Genomic DNA, 17,050 nt, shown 5'->3' on the forward strand with positions numbered 1-17,050 from the left:
GACGAGTCACCCGGTGACGGCGGGCAGCGCGGCGTAGAAATCGAGGTGCGCGCGGGCCGCGTCGGCCCACCGATACCGCACCGCCACCGCGCGTCCGCGGACTCGCCGGGCCGGATCCGCGGGCAGCGCCGCGCGCAACGCTGCGGCCATCTCGCCGGGCGTCGACACGTAGTCGACGGCATCGCCGAAGACCTCCCGCAGCACCGGAAGATCGCGCGCCACAACGGGTACGCCCGCGGCGAGCGCCTCCATCGCCGACAACCCGAAGCCTTCCTTACGGGAGAAGAACGGCACCGCCGCCGCGGCGGCCACCAGCGCGGGCAGGTCGGCGTCGGGCACCACGCCGAGGATCACCGGGGCGATGCCGAGTTCGGCGGCGCGCGCGGTGAACCGGGCTCGATAGTCGCGGTAGTCGAACAAGGTCTCGCCGCCCGCGAAGACCAGGGCCAGGTCCGGTTCCGCGTCGAGCAGTAGTGCGAAGGCCTCCAGCAGATCAATCGAGCCTTTGCGCGGTTCGATGCCGCCGACCGCGAGTACATAGCGCCCCAAGCGGTTTCGCCACGTCTGCCCGGTCCCGGCGGCCGCGAATCGTTCGAAGTCGACCCCGTTGGGGATCACCGTCGGCTCGAATCCCCACCCCGCGCGGACCTCCTCGGCGACGGCCGCGGACACGCAGATCCGGGCATACGGCTCGACGATCGCGCGCTCGTGGCAGGCCGCGAGTTCGGGTGTGGTGAATTCGTCGAGATGATGGATCGTGCGGATGCAGCGACCGGCCGCGTTGGCGGTGAGGCAATCCTGTGCGTGCACGATGTCGTATCGGGTCGCGTCGAACGCGGCACGCAATGTGTCGATCGAGCGCAGAATTCGCTGCCCGACCGACTCGTCGTCGATCGCGGCGAACGGCACGAACTCGACCCGCACCGCGTCGTCCACCGGCCGGAAGAACCCGGAGTCACCGTCGCGCGCCAGACTCCACACCGTCACCTCGGCGCCCGCCGCGGCCAGTGCCTCCGCCAGGTTCAGCGTATGCGCCACGCCGCCACGCGGTTTCGTGGAGTAGGTGAGCAGCGCGATCCGCATCATCCGACGCCCTTCTCCTCGACCAGGTTGTGATAGGTCTCCACCCGGCGCTCCGCCAGATGCCGCAGCACCCGCCTGGCCCGATCGACCTCGCGATCGATGTCGATATCGGCAACGGCCAGGCCACCTTTCGACCAGGTCCGGGCCAGCACATCCCCACCGGGACCGACCACCTTGGCCTGTCCGAGGAACCGCAGCGACCCGGTGACCCCGGTCTGATTCGACGAGGCCAGCACCACCTGGTTCTCCGCGGCCCGCGCCATGTCGTACAGATCGAACAGCCTGGCCTGCCGGTCGTTCGGCATCCGGGAGGCCCGATCGGTGACGCTGGCCGGCCAGGCCGAGAGCACTGCGAGCGTGCGCGCGCCGTCCAGGGCGAGGGTGCGGGCCGACTCAGGGAAGGTCTTGTCGTAGTCGATGAGCATCCCGATCCGGCCGACCGGGGTATCGAACGCGGTGAAGCTGTCGCCTGCCGCGTAGGCCAGGTGCTCGCCGGCCGGTTGGTGCACCTTGCGGTGATGGCCGAGCACGCCGTCGCCGGTCAGGCAGGTGGCCGCGTTGTAGCGCAGCTCGCCCGCGCGTTCTGCGTAGCCGACACACACCGTCATCGCGCCCGCCAGCGAGCACAGCAGCCGGATCTCCGGGCCGTCCGGGTCCAGGGCGACGGGCGCGGTCACCGGGTTGCGCAGATCGCCGATGTAGCCGCCGAGCGTCGCGTCCGGCAGCACCAGCAGATCGACCCGCTCGGCCGCGAGCCGCTCGATGATCCCGCCGAGCTTGTCCAGCGCCCGCGCGATGTCCGAGCCGAAATGACCGGCCAGCGCGGCAACCCGGGTGGTTCCCACGGCGCGGCCTAGGCCCGCACCGAACTCGGCGTCAACGCGCCGATGTGGTCGGCGAGATACTCGGCGTCGCGGGCGACCGCGGCGAAACGACCGGAGCCCCAGGTGTGTTGCCAGGGCAGTCCGATGAAGTACAGGCCGGCCGCGGTGGTGACGCCGCGGTTGTGGCAGGGATGTCCCTCGCCGTCGAAGACGCCGACGCGCAGCCAGCGGTAGTCGGTGTGGAAGCCGACCGCCCAGACGATCGACGTGATATCCGCTGCCGCGGTGTCGATCTCGGTGGTCTCGTACTCGGGATGCCAGACCGGTCGGTAGCGGGATTCCCGTGGTGCGTCGATCCCTTCGCGCTCGATATAGGCGTCGATCGAATCCTTGATGCTCTCCGCGACCGCGTCCGCCGCGTCGAGCGATCCCGCCAAGGTGGGCGCGAACCGCATGGTCGATCCCGACGCGTCGACCAGCCTGCCGTACAACGACATTCCGTCCGCGGCGAACCGGCGCAGATCGATGTCGCGGCCGCCGTCGCGACCGGTCACGTAGTGATTGGTGTTCTCGCGCTTGCCGATACCGCCCGGCTGGTCCTCGATCGGGATGTCGTAGTGGCCCATATCGTGCAGCCACGCAACGCAATCCCGGCCTCGATAGAAGCGGGCGACGCGTGGTGCGCTGCCGACGACCAGATGCACCTTCCGGCCCGCCAGGTGCAGGTCTTCGGCGATCTGCGCACCGGACTGCCCGGTCCCGACCACCATCACCGCACCGTCGGGAAGATCGGTGGCGCTGCGGTATTCGGAGGAATGCAGCTGCCGGATCGAGGACGGGAGTTTCTCGGCGAGCCGGGGAATCGCCGGAATGTGGTATCCGCCAACGGCTACCACGACCTGCTCGGCGTGCAGCGGGCCCATGGTCGTCTCCAGATCGAAGCCGCCGACGGGGGAGCGGGTGACCGCGGTGACCGTGACGTGCTCGCGCACCGGTGCGTCGAACGTCGCGGCGTACTCGCGCACGAAGTCGTACACCTCGTCCCGCTTCATGAAGCCATCCGGTTCCGGCCCCGAGTATCGGTAGCCGGGCAGCACGCACTGCCAGTTCGGGGTCACCAAAGTGAAACTGTCCCAGCGGCTGTCGCGCCATTCGTGCGCGATGGTGTCGCGCTCGAGCACCACGTGGTCGACGCCGCGCCGCACGAGGTGGCTGCTCACCGACAACCCGGCCTGGCCCGCGCCGATCACGACCACGTCGTGCTGGGTCCGCTCAGGCATCGACCGGCTCCCATGCCGACGGCATGCCGACCACGCCGAATTCGGCGACCACCGTGCGATAGAGGTCGGGCCTGCGGTCGCGCAGGTTGTACATGCCGCTGTTGCGGGCCAGCCCGAGCTTCTCGTCGAGATCGATGGTCGCGGTGGCGAGTCCGGGTTCGGCGCCGGTGGTGGCGAGGATCTCGCCGCCGGGCCCGACGATCTTCGCGCTGCACACGAAGCGCAGCGATCCGAAGGTGCCCGCCTGATTCGAGGCGACCCAGACGAGCTGGTTCTCCAACGCGCGGGCCCGGTCGTAGATGTCGAAGCGCTGCTTCCAGCGGTCGTCCTCGAGGTCGGCCACGGTGGCGGTGCGCGCCGACGGCCAGGCCGACAGCGAGGTGACGATCTCGGCGCCGTCGAGCGCGAGCAGCCGCGCCGCCTCGGGGAACGCCTTGTCGTAGCAGATCTGCATGCCCATCCGGCCGATCGGTGTGTCGAACGCGCGATACTCCGATCCGGCCGAGTAGCAGAGGTTTTCGCCGAGCGGCTGGTGCACCTTGCGATAGGTGCCGAGCACGCCGTCGCCGGTGAGGGTGACCGCCGTGTTGTAGCGCGTGGCGCCGTCGGCTTCGCAGAAGCCGAGCGTGACGACGAGATCACCGGCCATATCGATGACCCGGCGCAGTTCGGGGCCGTCCAGCTCCAGCGCGGGCGGCAGGCTGCGCAGCCTGCGCTGTTTGGCCTCCTCCGATTCGTCGCCGCCGCCGAGGCTGGGCAGGTAGCCGCCGAGGCACGCCTCGGGCAGCACCAGCAGCCGGCTGCCGCGCTCGCGCGCCTGCGCGAGCAGCGCGGCGATGGTGCGGTAACCCGCCTCCATATCGCGGCCGAATTCCGCGGCCGCCACGGAGATCGTGACGTCGTTCATGATTCTCCTAATCCGGTGACGGTGCTGTGCACCGCTCGTGTCGTGACGCCGTCGGGCCAGCGCAGGCCGACGCCCGGCGTCGAGGTCAGTCGTCCGCAAACGGCCGACGCGGCGGGCCCGGCCGATCCGGCGGGCGCGCCGGGGCGGTCGGCGGTGAGCATGGCGAACCCGGGAAAGCAGGTGAGCCACTCGCCGACGGAAACGCCTGCGGGGCGCGGCATCCGGGCGAGGTCGAGCTCTGCCCCGAGTCCGCTGGCCTCGGCGAGCATTCCGCTGGTGCCGGCCAGGCCGGCCATGCTGACGTCCTTCGCCGCGTGCGGCCGGATCCGGGCGACGAACCCGGCCAGCAGGCGCAACTCGGCACCGGTCCGCCTGGACGTCGAATCCCACTGCCGGCCTTGATATCCGGGTCGCCAGCCGCCGCCGAGATCGGCGGTGACCCGCAACTCGTCGCCGAGCCGGGCCCCGCCGCCGCGCACCGGGTGCGCGGTGCGACCCAGCGCGGTCACCGAAAGTGCCGCGGGCACACCGAGTTGCGTGTGCCCGCCGAGTACGGGCACGCCCCAGGCCTCGCTCGCTCGCGCGAGGCCGCGGATCACCCTGGTCAAGATCGACTGGTGGGGTGCGCCGACGGCGTCGAGCAGTCCGACCGGCGCGGCGCCCATGGCGGACAGATCGTTGAGATTGACCAGCACCGAGCACCAGCCGGCCCACTCCGGATCGCGCTCCACCATCGACGGAATGATGGCGTCACACGCGGCGATCAGATCGCTGCCCGGCACGGGCGCGCCGTCGTCGCCGCGAAATCCGTTGCCGCCCAAACTCGACGGCAGTCCCCGCAAGGGTGCCAGCGCGGAGGCGAGCAGTGCTTTGGTGGTTTGCGCGAGCCGTTCGATCCGATCGATCGGCCGGCGCATGAGCACGTGCGGGCGGTGCGCGACGTCGAGGTCGGCCAGGCGAATCCAGCCGAGCCGCGCGAACATCGGCTCGTGCCTGGCCTGCACCGTGGCCTCGAACCGCAGCACATGGTGTGACTCCGCCTCGGCGGCCGCCGCTCGGACCAGGGCCGGTCCGACGCCACGGGTCCGGCGTCGTCCATCCACCACCAGCCTGCTGCCGGTCCACCAGCCGAGGTCGGGTTCGGTCGCCGGGGCGAGGCGGACGCCGCCGAGCACGGTGCCCGTCGCATCGAGCGCCACCAGCACCCGGGTGCGCGGATCGTCGTCGATGTCGTCCAGGTCCGTGCGGGCGAACAGGCCTTGTTCCGCGACGAACGACGCGTGCCGCAATGCGCGATACGCGGCGAGGTGCGCCGAATCAGCGGGCTGGATGAGGAAGTCCGGCTCGGTGACCCGCTGCGGTGCCGGGCCGGTCAGGACGGTGAAATCGACCTCGGGGAGCGTCATCGGTCAACCTCCCGCGCTCCGCAGGACGCTGCACGCGCCACATGCCGCGCAGCCCGCCCGCTGATCCGTGCCGAGCATCCCCGCCCGCCGCAACTCCTTCGCCACCCGGACGGTCACGTCGGCGAGCACATCGGCGCGCGGCGCGGTCGCACCGTCCACGTCGACCGCGAGGGTGCCGAGCAGCGGGCGGAACGGCACCACGAACGGATACACGCCCATGTCGATCAGTTCCGCTGCGCCGGAAACCAATTCGTCGGGATCTTCACCGAGACCCACCAGCAGATAGGTCGACACCTGATTACGCCCGAACACCCGGACCGCCTCCGCCCACGCCGCACGGTAATCATCCAGCGGCACAGTCGCTTTGCCCGGCATCCACCGCCGCCGCACCTCGTCGTCGAGCGACTCGACGTGGATCCCGATGGCATCCGCGCCCGCCGCGCGCAACTCGGCGAGCGTCGACAGATCGCCGGGCGGCTCGCACTGCACCTGGATCGGCAGTTGCGGCACAACGGCTTTCACCGCCCGCACGCACCGGGCCAGATGCCGCGCGCCGCGATCCTTCCCCGCGCTGGTACCGGTGGTGAGCACCAGCTGCCGCACACCGTCGAGCCGGACCGCCGCCTCCGCGACCTCGGCCAGCTGATCCGGTCGCTTCACCGCGATCGTGGAGCCCGCCGCCAGCGACGCCTCGATCGAGCAGAACCGGCACCGCTGCTCCTCGCCGTACCGGATGCAGGTCTGAACCACGGTGGTGGCCAGCACATTCGAACCGTGCAGCCGGGCGATCTGCTCGTAGGACACGCCATCGGCGGTACTGAGGTCATAGAACTTGGGGCGCTGAACCGGCTCGATCTCCAGGCCGGTGTCCGTCCCGTCGAACAACAGGCGGTTGCCCTCGACGAGGTACGGGCTGTCGGACCGGATCGGGATGGCGGCGCCGACGCCGCCGATCAGCACATGGCCGTCGTCGCTCGGCCCGGCACCGGAACGGCGCTGCACCGGGGCGTCGACTCGGATACCGAGGAGCGCGATATCCACTCGAGTAGACAGACCATTCATGGGGGTCACCTCAGAGCTGATAGGTGGAATTGATGATCGCGCCCTTGCGCGCGTAGTGGATCAGCGCGTCCTGCACGTCGAGCGGATGCGCCGGGATGACCCCCGCGATCAGGTCCTCTTCGCGCGCGCCGTGCAGGGCCAGGCCGAAGCGGCAGCAGAACACCGTCCCGCCCTCCTTGATGAAGGTGGCCAGGGCATCGTTGATGTTCTGTTCGCCCGGGAAGCCGTTGTCGCCGGTGGTCGGAAAGCCGCGGTTGGCAATGGCATTCACGGCGCCGGGACCGTAGAAGTAGATAGCCGATTCGAAGCCCTTGCGCAGCGCCCGGGTGGCTTGCAGGATCGCGACGAAGCTCACCGACGACTCGTGCGCGATGCCGTGTACCAGGGTGAAATAGGTTTCGCCGGCCTCGGCCTGATAGTCGGGGAAGATCTTGGTCGCGCCGTAGATATTCGTGCCCTTGGGCAGCGCCGGGTGCGGGATCTCTTCCAGGGACTTCTTGATGTTCGCTGCGATCGCCTGGTCGACATCGGTGGTTGTCGAAGGTGCGGACATGGGCTACTCCTCTGCGGAAAAGTGGCGGGTGTCGACAGGGGCGGCCGTGCCCGGGGAACCTCCGCCTCGGGTGGAACACCCGATTTCGTATTCGTCAAGTTGACGTCTCGGATATTGCCGATTGGTTACGTCTGGAACAATCGAGGATTTCGTAATACTCACCACGTCACGCTCTGCGGAAAACGCTAAAGTGCTGCGGCACAGGGTAATTCGAGTAAGTCGCGAAATGGTTACCGAAGAGCGAGCGGTCGACTTAATTGCCAGGAATCCGAACCGCCGGAATCAGCCAGGTAAGAGTTAACGACTAGGGAGCATCCAGGAGCGACACGTAACATCACCGAAACCGCGCTGACGGCCGGTCGAATAACAAAATCGGCCCGCCCGACAGAAGTCGAGCGGGCCGATCCGGTAGAGCTGGTCGAATCAGGCGTTGACCGTCGTCTCGCCGCCGGCGTCCGGCGCCTCCTCGACCGTCCGCTTGGGCCCGGTGAACCAGTTGCGCGCCGAAACCAGCCACCAGATGCCGATCGCACCGACCACGCCGACCAACGCGATCGGCGCGTAATTGACGGTGTTCCAGGTGAATTCGCTGTTCCACGGATAGCCGCGGTCATCGGTGGGCAGGATGAACAGGAAGCTGATCAGCACGATCCAGATCAGCGCCACCACCCCGACCGGGCGATACCACTTGCCCACTTGCCATGGGCCGGTGCGGAATCGGGTGCCGTGCACCTGCCGCAGCAGGATCGGGATGCCGTAGGCGATGTAGAGCCCGATGGTCGCGACCGAGGTGGCCGCCGCGTAGGCGGTCGGCGCGTTCTCGGCTGGCACCAGCATCGACGGAATCAGCAGTACGAACGCGAACACCGAGATGAACAGCACCGCGTTCACCGGCACCCGCTTGGCCGAAAGTTTCGACCAGAGCGCCGATCCCGGCACCGCGCCGTCGCGGGCGAACGCGAACAGCATGCGCGAGGCCGAGGTGACTGAGGCATATCCGCAGAACAGCTGCGCGATCGCCGCGATGATCAGCAGCAGACCCGACCAGAACGAATTGAGCGAGTTCTCCAGGATGTAGATCACCGGATAACCGCTGTTCTTCGTGGGATCCAGCGCGTCGTCGAGATTCGGGATGGCGAAGGTCACCGCCATGATGAGCAGATAACCGGCGATCGCCGACACCACGATGGTGTTGATGATGCCCTTGGCCGCCATGCGCGAGGCGTCGTGGGTTTCCTCGGACATGTGCGCGGACGCGTCATATCCGGTGAACGTGTATTGCGCGTGCAGCAGGCCGAGCAGGAAGCTGAACGCCACGCCGCCGAACCCGACCCCGGCATTGTCGACGGTTTTGGTGAACACGAACTCGACGCTCTGATGATGATTCGCGCCGAACGCGAGCACCAGCACGAATATCGCCACGCCGCCGACATGCCACCAGGCGGAGATGTTGTTGATCACCGCGGACAGGTGCGGCCCGATCGCGTTGAGCACCGCGTGCAGCACCAGGATCACGATGAACACCAGGAAAATCGCGGTCCGGTCGGTGCCGATATCGATGCCGATCACGTTCAGCACCACGGTGGTGAAGATCGCCGCCCCGTAATCGATGGCCGCGGTCACCGCGATCTGGCCGATCAGGTTGAACCAGCCGGTGAACCAGCCCCAGACCGGCCCGCCGAGCTGCGCCGCCCACCAGTACAGGCCGCCGGAGGTCGGATAGGCCGACGCCAATTCCGCCATCGCCATGCCGATGAACAGCACCATGATGGAGACCAGCGGCCAGCCCCAGGCCATGGTGATCGGGCCGCCATTGGCCAAACCGATTCCGTAACTGGCCAATCCGCCGGTCAGGATGGAGACGATGGTGAAACTGATGGCGAAGTTCGAGAATCCGGACCAGGATCGGGCCAATTCTTGTTTGTAGCCGAGTTCGGCGAGCCGACGTTCATCGTCGGACGGAGACGGTAGATCACTCATGTGTAGCTCCCGGGTGTAAACGCTGCCCTCACACAGCGTTTGCCAGAAGATCAGTGTGGAGTAAACCTGGGTCAACCGCACGGCAACCAGGAATACCGCAGCAAATCGCGGCGACCCCCTCCGGCCGGCGGCGGACGGTCGGCCGTAGCGTGAAGCCTATGGAGCGACTGGTGGTCATCGGTGGTGACGCGGCCGGAATGTCGGCGGCCTCGCAGGCACGCAGGCTGAAGGACGCGAGCGAGCTGGAGATCGTGGTCTTCGAGCGGGGGCGGTTCACCTCGTTCTCCGCGTGCGGCATCCCGTACTGGGTCGGCGGCGACGTGCTCGACCGGGACGCGCTGATCGCCCGTACGCCCGCGGAGCATCGATCCCGCGACATCGATCTGCGCATGCGCACCGAGGTCGTCGAGCTCGATGTCGCGGGCGGCCGGGTGCGCGCCCGCGATCTGGACTCCGGCGCCGAATCATGGACGGACTACGACAAACTCGTCATCGCCACCGGCGCGCGCCCGATCCGGCCGCCGCTGCCGGGCATCGACGCGCAAGGCGTGCACGGCGTGCAGACCCTCGACGACGGGCAGGCGCTGCTCGACACCCTCGAACGGACCGAGGGCAAGCGCGCGGTGGTGGTCGGCGCGGGGTACATCGGCGTCGAGATGGCGGAGGCGCTGATTCAGCGCGGCTACGACGTCACCATGGTGCACCGCGGTCCCGAGCCGATGTCGACGATGGACCCGGACATGGGCGCGCTGGTCCGAGATGCCATGTGCGGCATGGGCATCAAGGTGGTCGGCAATGCCGAGGTGACCGAGATCCGCACCGGCGAAACGGGTCTCGTGCGCGCGGTGGTCGCCGACGGCGCCGAATATGCCGCGGACGTGGTGGTGCTCGGCATCGGCGTGCGCCCGGACACCGAACTGGCGCGGGCGGCGGGTCTGCCGCTGGGGGAATACGGCGGACTGCTCACCGATCTGGCCATGCGGGTGCGCGGCCACGAAAACATCTGGGCGGGCGGCGATTGCGTCGAGGTGCTGGATCTGGTCGCCGAGCGGGAACGCCACATCGCCCTCGGTACGCACGCCAACAAGCACGGCCAGATCATCGGCGCCAATGTCGGCGGGGGATACGGGACGTTCCCCGGCGTGGTCGGCACCGCGGTCAGCAAGGTCTGCGACCTGGAGGTCGCGCGAACCGGCTTGCGGGAGCGGGACGCTCGCGCCGCCGGTCTGCAATACGTGACCGTCACCATCGAATCCACCAGCCGCGCGGGCTATTACCCCGATGCCGCGATGATGACGGTGAAGATGCTCGCCGAGCGGCGCACCGGACGCCTGCTCGGCGTGCAGATCGTCGGCCGCGAGGGCGCGGGCAAGCGCGTCGACATCGCTGCCGTCGCGCTCACGGCGCGCATGACGGTCGAGCAGATGACCGCCCTCGACCTCGGCTACGCGCCGCCGTTCTCCCCGGTGTGGGACCCGATCCTGGTGGCCGCCCGCAAGGCGGTCGCCGCGGTGCGCGAGCGCGGGTAGCGCTCAGGCCGCGTGCCGGCGCACCACGAACACCGGGATCACCCGCGAGGTCTTCTCCTGGTACTCGCCGAAGCCGGGCATGATCTCGACCATCCTGGCGTAGAGTGCGTCGCGTTCGGCGCCGGTGACGACCTCGGCCTTCGCCTCGTATCGCTCGCTGCCGACCTCCACGGTCAGGTCCGGGTTCGCGCGCAGATTGTGGTACCAGGACGGGTGCTTGTCGGCGCCGCCGTTGGACGCGATGAGCACGATCCGGTCGCCGTCGGGCAGGTAGACCAGCGGGTTGGTGATGCGGCGCCCGGACTTGGCGCCGGTGGTGGTGATCAGCACCATGGCCGCACCCTCGAACATGCCGCCGACCTTGCCCGCGTTGGCGCGGAACTCGTCGATCACCTGCTCGTTGAAGCTCTTCGGTTCGATGGTGGTGTTGGGGTCGGACACGTCATTCCTCCAGCGGTTGCGTTTCCTCCGGCAACCACCGGGCGAGCGGCGAAATTCCGGCCGCTCAGTAGTCGGCCATCAGCTCCAGCAGATCGGCCTTGCCGAACATGACGGCGGCGTCGCGCGCGGACGGAGTACCCGCGTCCGGATCCGCGCCGGACTCGATGAGCAGGCGCGCGATCTCGGCCTCACCCTTGAAAACGGCACCGGCCAAAGGGGTTTGCCCTTTGTCGTTGGCCCGGTTCGGGTCCGCGTCCCGATCGAGCAATGCCGCGACCGCGTCCCGATGACCGTGATACGTCGCCAGCATGAGCAGCGTGTCTCCCGAATCATTGGTCAGATCGGCGGACACCCCGGCATCCACATACGTGGCCAGCGAGGCGGCATCACCCTGCCGCGCGAAGCCGAACACCTTGGTGGCCAGCTCGACGATTTCCGGATCCAGCTCATCGCTCATTCGCCCATTCCTACCACTGCGCGGCGTCCGTTTTGCGGCGGATCGCCCGGCCGGCCCCGGAAGGGCCCTCCCACCTGGTGTGCCGGACACGATAGGTCGGTATAGTCGCCGCGGATGAGTAGTGTGACCACCCGCGTTGAGCCGGAAGCCAAGAACCGTCGACTCGGCGTCGCGGTGTGGCTGGCACCCGTCGCTTGTATCGCGTTCGCCGCGTTCTGTCTGCTGCTGCCGACCTGGCCGTTCCACAAGATCACCGGCGGGTTCATCGACCTACAGGTCTATCGCCTCGGAGTCGACGCGCTGCGGCACGGCAACGACATGTACGGCCAGCTGCCGCAGACCAGCATCGGGTTCGGGCTGCCGTTCATCTATCCGCCGTTCGCCGCGCTGGCGCTGAGCCCGTTCGCGCTGCTGCCCTGGCACGCGGCGGCGTTCACCTTCTTCGTGTCCTCGGTGCTCGCGCTCGCGCTGACGCTGTACCTGGTCGCCCGGCGGGTGTGGCCCGGCGAGGATCAGCGCAGGCTGGTGCTGGTCGCCACCGCGTGTGCGACCCCGCTGGCCCTGCTGCTGGAACCGGTGCATTCGACGCTGGACTTCGGGCAGGTCAATCTGCTGCTGATGGCGTTGGTCGTGGCCGACTGCCTCGCGTTCAAACCGCGCTGGCGGCGCGGCATGCTGATCGGCATCGCCGCCGCGATCAAGCTGACGCCCGCGGCGTTCGTGCTGTATTTCCTGGTCCGTCGCGACTACAAGTCGGCGGCGACGGCCGCGGCGACCGGTGCGGCGGCCACCCTGCTCGGCTTCGCGGTGCTGCCGCGCGACTCCGCGAAGTACTGGTTCGGGGGTATGGGCAATGTGTCCGGTTTGAGTGGATCGGCGTTCCACACGAACCAGTCGATCCAGGCGGTGCTGTCCCGGTTGCAGGTGCCCAAGCCGGCCTCCACCGTGCTGTGGCTGGTCCTCGGCGCCGCGCTGCTGGTCCTGGTGGTCGCGGCCATGCGCCGGGCCGCCGACTTCCCGCCGCTCGCGCTCGCTGTCAACGCCGTCTTCACCCTGCTGCTGTCCCCGATCTCCTGGTCGCATCACTGGGTCTGGATCGCCCCGGCGCTGGCCGCCGCGATCGGCTACACCACGCTGCTGCCGCGCAGGCAGGCCATCGGCTGGTCGATCACCATCGCGGTCATGACCGCGGTCTTCGTCTACGGCCCGCAGAACTGGCTGCCCGACGGCGAGCATCGCGAAACCCAGTGGACGCCATGGCAACACTTCATCGGCAACACCTACGTGTGGTTCAGCGTGCTGCTCGTCGCGCTGTACTTCGTCTCCGGCCGCCGCGCGGCCCGGGTACCGGAACCCACCCCCGCGCTGGTGCCGCAGCACTCGTCCTGACCTCCCGGGTGTTTGCTGCCGGGATCCCCGGGTAGGGCCGTCAGTGACGGCACCCAGCCGTCGCCGACAGCAGTACTCGAGGCAAGGAGGGATTCATGGCCGCCCGACGTGGCTTTGCCGCCATGGACGCGGAGCAGCAGCGCAAGATCGCCAGCCTGGGTGGCAAGGCGAGCAGCGGCAGCTTCGACAACGACCCCAAGCGGGCCAGCGAGGCTGGCAAGAAGGGCGCGGCGGCCCAGCCGACCGCGGCCAAACGCCTCGGCGGCGAACGCAGCCACCTGAACCGATAGTCGAACACAGTCGATGGGCGAGGCAACGGCCTCGCCCATCGACCCGTCCCGAGGGGATGGCAGCCGATGCGCTTGCGCCGCAGCACGGTGTACGGTCCCGGGCTGACCAGGGTCAGACGTGGCCGCGGGTTCTCCTACGCGAGTACCGACGGCGAACCGGTGACCGACGACGAAACCCTCGACCGCATCAAGGCTTTGGTGATCCCGCCCGCGTGGCGCAAGGTGTGGATCTCCCCGCACCCCAACGGCCACGTGCAGGCGGTCGGCGTCGATGCGGCCGGTCGCCGGCAGTATCTGTACCACGAGCAGTGGCGCAAGGAACGCGACGAAGAGAAGTTCGACCGGGTGCTCGAGCTGGCGGCCCGGCTGCCCGAGGTGCGGCGGCAGGTCAGGGCCGATCTGGCGGAGCCGGGCCTCGGCAGGCACCGGGCCGAGGCGGTGGCGATCGAACTGCTCGATCGTGGCGTATTCCGGGTCGGCGGTGAGGAATACGCGGAAGAGAACGGCACCCGCGGCGTCGCCACTCTGTTGCGCGAGCAGGTGCGGTTGTCCGGCGACGAGATGCTGTTCGACTATCCGGCCAAGGGTGGTATCCGGCGCCGGGTGAGTATTCGGGAACCGTTGGTGGCCAAAACCGTTCGCGCGCTGCGGCGCTGCAAGTCCGGCTCGGATCGGTTGCTCGTCTACCGCAACGGCACCGGCTATCGCGAATTGCGTTCCGACGACATCAATCTCCGGTTCAAGGAACTCGCCTGCTGCGAGTGCAGCGCCAAGGACTTGCGCACCTGGCAGGCAACGGTTTTGGCGGCGGCGGATTTCGCCTCGACCGAACGTCCGGCGTCGAAAACCGGGCGTAAAGCGGTGGTGAAGAAGGTGATGGAGGACGTCGCGACGGCACTCGGCAATACACCGACGGTGGCACGCAACTCCTACGTCGATCCACGCGTGGTGACGGCGTTCGAGAACGGATCGACCATCGCGTCCGCACTCCGCCGCGCGCGCCGGGCCGACTCCGACGACGCGCGCCGAGAGCTGGTCGATCAGGCGGTGATTCGGCTGCTTCGTAAGACCAAGTGAGCCGGACGCAAGGCGGCGCGCAAGGGCGGTGCAAGGGCGCCGCAATCGGGGGACGGCACAGTCGGATTCATGAACGAGACATTCGATGTAGTAGTGGCCGGGGCGGGGCCCGTCGGGCTGATGCTGGCCTGCGAATTGCGGCTCGCCGGGGTGGATGTGCTGGTGGTCGAGCGGCTCGACGAGATCGATACCACGATGAAGGCCGCGGGGATCAATGTGCCCACCGCGCAAGCGCTGTACCGGCGCGGGCTGTTGCCGGAGCTGATCGAGGATCAGAATCGGGCGCGCGCGAAGATGGGCTTGTTCGCGCGGGACAGCACCGTGTCGGATACCGAGCCGCTGAAGCTGCGGTTCGCCGGGCATTTCGCGGGCATCATGATCGATATCGGCGTCATCGACTTCGGCCTTCCCGAGTTCGCCGACCTCGGCCCGGCCGGCGAGGTGTTCTTCGTCCCGCAACAGGACATCGAGGCCACCCTCGGGCGGCGCGCCGCCGAGCTGGGCGTCGTCGTGCGCCGCGGCGTCGAGCTCACCGAATTCACCGCGGACGGCGACGGCGTCACGATCCGGCTCGGCGACAACACGATTCGGGCCGGCTGGCTGGTCGGCTGCGACGGCGGGCGCAGCATCGTGCGCAAGCTGTCCGGCTTCGACTTCCCCGGCCTCGACCCGGAGGTGACCGGCCACCAGGCTCTGGTCGAAATGACCGGAGCCGAAGGGCTCACCCCCGGTTGGACGACGACCGACACCGGCATGTACGTCTACAACCCGACACTGGGCCGCATCCTCACCGTGGAGCTGGACGGACCGCCCGCCGACCGCAACGCACCGATCACCGCCGCCGGTCTCCAGGCGAGTCTGCGTGCGGTGTCCGGTGTTCCGGTGGAGATCACCGCCGTGCACTCGGCCACCCGGTTCACCGACAACACCCGGCAGGTCACCGAGTATCGCCGGGGCCGGGTGCTGCTGGCCGGCGATGCGGCGCACGTCCATTCACCGTTCGGCGGGCAGGGACTGAACCTCGGCGTCGGCGACGCGGTGAATCTCGGCTGGAAACTCGCCGCGGTGGTGCAGGGCCGGGCGCAGACAGACCTGCTCGACACCTACACCACCGAGCGGCACCCGATCGGCGCCTGGGTGCTCGACTGGACCCGGGCCCAGGTCGCCCTGATGCGAACCGACAAGCGCAGCAGGGAACTTCGCGCGGTGATGTCCGAGCTCCTCACCACCCGCGAGGCCGCGACCATGGTGTTCCAGAAGATCTCCGGCGTGCTGCACCGCTACGACCTCGGCGGCGGCCACGAACGGGTCGGCGCCATGGTGCCCGACCTCGAATTGTCGGACGGGACCAGGATCGGCGAGCACTTCTTCGAGGGCGGGGCGGTGCTGTTCGACCTGGCGGATTCGGCGGAACTGCGCGCGGCGGCGGCGCCGTGGGCAGCTCGGGTTCGGGTGGTCACCGCCAAGACCGTCCGAACCGGCGATCTGACCGCGATGCTGGTTCGCCCCGACGGGTTCGTGGCGTGGGCCGCGGACTCCGGTAGCCGGGATGGACTGGAAGCGGCGTTGATTCGCTGGTTCGGCGCGGTGGCGTAGTTTCATGCCAGTTCCAGCCGCGGGCCGGTGTGGATCGCAAGATACACCTGATTGCGCAGCGCGTTGGCTTCCTCGTCGGTGAGCGTGCGGGTGAGCGGCCGGAGGATCAGTCGCACAACGGCATTCGTCTGGCCGGGGACGATTCCGAGCCGGTCCCTGGCCTTTTCGGACAGCTCGGACCACGGCGTCCGGGCCGTGACGAGCACCGACTCGATGTCGTCGACCCGATCGCGCAGCACCTTTCGCACGGTGTCGCCGAGGGTTTCGTCGTCGGTGTCCTCGGCGATCACCACCGACAGGTCGCGGCGGATCGGCGGCAGCGTGGAGACCGGCCGCCACGGCGATAGGTCGCCCAGCTGCTCGGCGATGCGCGGATTGGCCGACCGCAGGTAACGGATGTCGGGAATTCCCTTGCGCAACATGAGGGCTCGGTCCAGTCCCATGCCGAGCGCGGTGCCGGACCAGCGGGCGGGATCGAGTCCGGCACCGGCGAGGACGTGGTCGGCGATGAGCCCGCACTCGGCGAGTTCGAGCCAGTCGTCGCCGAGCCGCACGTCCACTTGCCGGCCGAGGGCGGTGTAGGGGTGCCGCGCCGGTGTCGTCCGCCATTCGGCGCCGGGCAGCACGGCCTCCACCAGGTGGGCGACCAGGTCCTGGACGTCGGCGTCGCCGGTGTCCGGGGTCGATCGCAGCCGCCACAGGTCGACCTGATGCGGCTCGCCGACGTGGATGCGATCGACCACGTCCCTGCGGTAGACCAGGCCCGGCACGACGATCAGGTCATCGATCGTCACCGTTGATCCGACATAACCTCGCAGTGTCTCAGGGATATCGGCCGACGTGTGACTGCGCAGCATCGTGGTGGGACTGACGTATCGGGTGTAGCGGGCATCCCGGGTGACGTCGGCGAGGTCGTATCCCAGCTTGTCGTAGTTGTCGACGACCGCGACGAGCGGCGAGTTGCGCACCACGCGCACGGTCGACCCCCACGCGCGGGCCAGTGCGTCGACGGTCCCGTTCAGCAGTGTCTGCATGGCGTGCGAGCCCTGCGCGGCATCGCTGAGATCGCGCACGGTCAGCGCGCGCGACAGATCCAGGGGAGTGAGATAGGTGGGCATGCGTATTCCTTTGGTAGTCGGCCGGATTCGGCGAAACCCCCGAACCGACGACTGCCAC

At 68.6% G+C, this 17,050-nt stretch carries 16 protein-coding genes; 5 read left to right on the forward strand and 11 right to left on the reverse strand.

Annotated elements, in window-relative coordinates:
- Positions 1-6 precede the first annotated feature (6 nt).
- From F3087_RS26470 to F3087_RS26505, 8 genes are all read right to left on the reverse strand, one after another.
- On the reverse strand, positions 7-1,083 hold the full coding sequence (locus F3087_RS26470; protein WP_150404874.1) for an MSMEG_0565 family glycosyltransferase: 1,077 nt from the start codon (positions 1,081-1,083) through the stop codon (positions 7-9).
- The gene (locus F3087_RS26475; protein WP_150404718.1) at positions 1,083-1,928 is read right to left on the reverse strand and encodes a carbon-nitrogen hydrolase family protein; all 846 of its coding nucleotides are present in this window, start codon (positions 1,926-1,928) and stop codon (positions 1,083-1,085) included. Before F3087_RS26475 ends, F3087_RS26470 begins: the two co-directional genes overlap by 1 nt.
- Before the next feature lie 8 nt (positions 1,929-1,936).
- Positions 1,937-3,187, reverse strand: a complete 1,251-nt coding sequence (locus F3087_RS26480) for an MSMEG_0569 family flavin-dependent oxidoreductase (protein WP_150404719.1) — start codon at positions 3,185-3,187, stop codon at positions 1,937-1,939.
- Complete coding sequence (locus F3087_RS26485; RefSeq protein ID WP_150404720.1) at positions 3,180-4,094, reverse strand: carbon-nitrogen hydrolase family protein; 915 nt, start codon at positions 4,092-4,094, stop codon at positions 3,180-3,182. Before F3087_RS26485 ends, F3087_RS26480 begins: the two co-directional genes overlap by 8 nt.
- On the reverse strand, positions 4,091-5,500 hold the full coding sequence (locus tag F3087_RS26490; protein WP_150404721.1) for an MSMEG_0567/sll0787 family protein: 1,410 nt from the start codon (positions 5,498-5,500) through the stop codon (positions 4,091-4,093). The genes F3087_RS26485 and F3087_RS26490 overlap by 4 nt, the downstream gene beginning before the upstream one ends.
- Before the next feature lie 3 nt (positions 5,501-5,503).
- On the reverse strand, positions 5,504-6,562 hold the full coding sequence (locus F3087_RS26495; protein ID WP_150404722.1) for an MSMEG_0568 family radical SAM protein: 1,059 nt from the start codon (positions 6,560-6,562) through the stop codon (positions 5,504-5,506).
- Positions 6,563-6,572: 10 nt separating this feature from the next.
- A complete protein-coding gene (locus F3087_RS26500; RefSeq protein WP_150404723.1) occupies positions 6,573-7,115 on the reverse strand; it encodes an MSMEG_0572/Sll0783 family nitrogen starvation response protein in 543 nt (180 codons plus the stop codon).
- Between the two features lie 423 nt (positions 7,116-7,538).
- Positions 7,539-9,095 carry an amino acid permease gene (locus F3087_RS26505; RefSeq protein ID WP_223885350.1) on the reverse strand — a complete coding sequence of 519 codons (1,557 nt, stop codon included), beginning with the start codon at positions 9,093-9,095 and terminating at the stop codon, positions 7,539-7,541.
- A 158-nt stretch (positions 9,096-9,253) separates the two neighbouring features.
- Here F3087_RS26505 and F3087_RS26510 point away from each other — a divergent pair, with 158 nt between their 5' ends.
- On the forward strand, positions 9,254-10,624 hold the full coding sequence (locus F3087_RS26510; RefSeq protein WP_150404725.1) for an FAD-dependent oxidoreductase: 1,371 nt from the start codon (positions 9,254-9,256) through the stop codon (positions 10,622-10,624).
- Positions 10,625-10,627: 3 nt separating this feature from the next.
- Here the strand turns inward: F3087_RS26510 and F3087_RS26515 are convergent, their stop codons facing one another.
- Together F3087_RS26515 and F3087_RS26520 are read right to left on the reverse strand one after the other, a co-directional pair.
- Positions 10,628-11,065 (reverse strand): nitroreductase family deazaflavin-dependent oxidoreductase, encoded by a 438-nt coding sequence (locus tag F3087_RS26515; RefSeq protein ID WP_223885351.1) that lies wholly within the window; start codon positions 11,063-11,065, stop codon positions 10,628-10,630.
- 64 nt (positions 11,066-11,129) lie between these two features.
- Complete coding sequence (locus F3087_RS26520) at positions 11,130-11,522, reverse strand: ankyrin repeat domain-containing protein (RefSeq protein WP_150404726.1); 393 nt, start codon at positions 11,520-11,522, stop codon at positions 11,130-11,132.
- Between the two features lie 114 nt (positions 11,523-11,636).
- Between F3087_RS26520 and F3087_RS26525 the strand changes: the two genes are divergently transcribed.
- The 4 genes from F3087_RS26525 (at position 11,637) to F3087_RS26540 (ending at position 15,874) form a co-directional block, all read left to right on the forward strand.
- Positions 11,637-12,911: a glycosyltransferase 87 family protein gene (locus F3087_RS26525; RefSeq protein WP_150404727.1), complete on the forward strand. Its 1,275-nt coding sequence runs from the start codon at positions 11,637-11,639 to the stop codon at positions 12,909-12,911.
- A 95-nt stretch (positions 12,912-13,006) separates the two neighbouring features.
- Positions 13,007-13,201, forward strand: a complete 195-nt coding sequence (locus tag F3087_RS26530) for a con-10 family general stress protein (protein ID WP_040735295.1) — start codon at positions 13,007-13,009, stop codon at positions 13,199-13,201.
- Between the two features lie 66 nt (positions 13,202-13,267).
- Complete coding sequence (locus tag F3087_RS26535) at positions 13,268-14,278, forward strand: DNA topoisomerase IB (protein ID WP_150404728.1); 1,011 nt, start codon at positions 13,268-13,270, stop codon at positions 14,276-14,278.
- A gap of 69 nt (positions 14,279-14,347) precedes the next feature.
- Complete coding sequence (locus F3087_RS26540) at positions 14,348-15,874, forward strand: FAD-dependent monooxygenase (protein ID WP_150404729.1); 1,527 nt, start codon at positions 14,348-14,350, stop codon at positions 15,872-15,874.
- 2 nt (positions 15,875-15,876) lie between these two features.
- Here the strand turns inward: F3087_RS26540 and srmL are convergent, their stop codons facing one another.
- Positions 15,877-16,992 (reverse strand): PheS-related mystery ligase SrmL, encoded by a 1,116-nt coding sequence (gene srmL / locus F3087_RS26545; RefSeq protein WP_150404730.1) that lies wholly within the window; start codon positions 16,990-16,992, stop codon positions 15,877-15,879.
- Positions 16,993-17,050: the final 58 nt, after the last annotated feature.

The organism is Nocardia colli (assembly GCF_008704205.1).
Classification (GTDB): domain Bacteria; phylum Actinomycetota; class Actinomycetes; order Mycobacteriales; family Mycobacteriaceae; genus Nocardia; species Nocardia colli.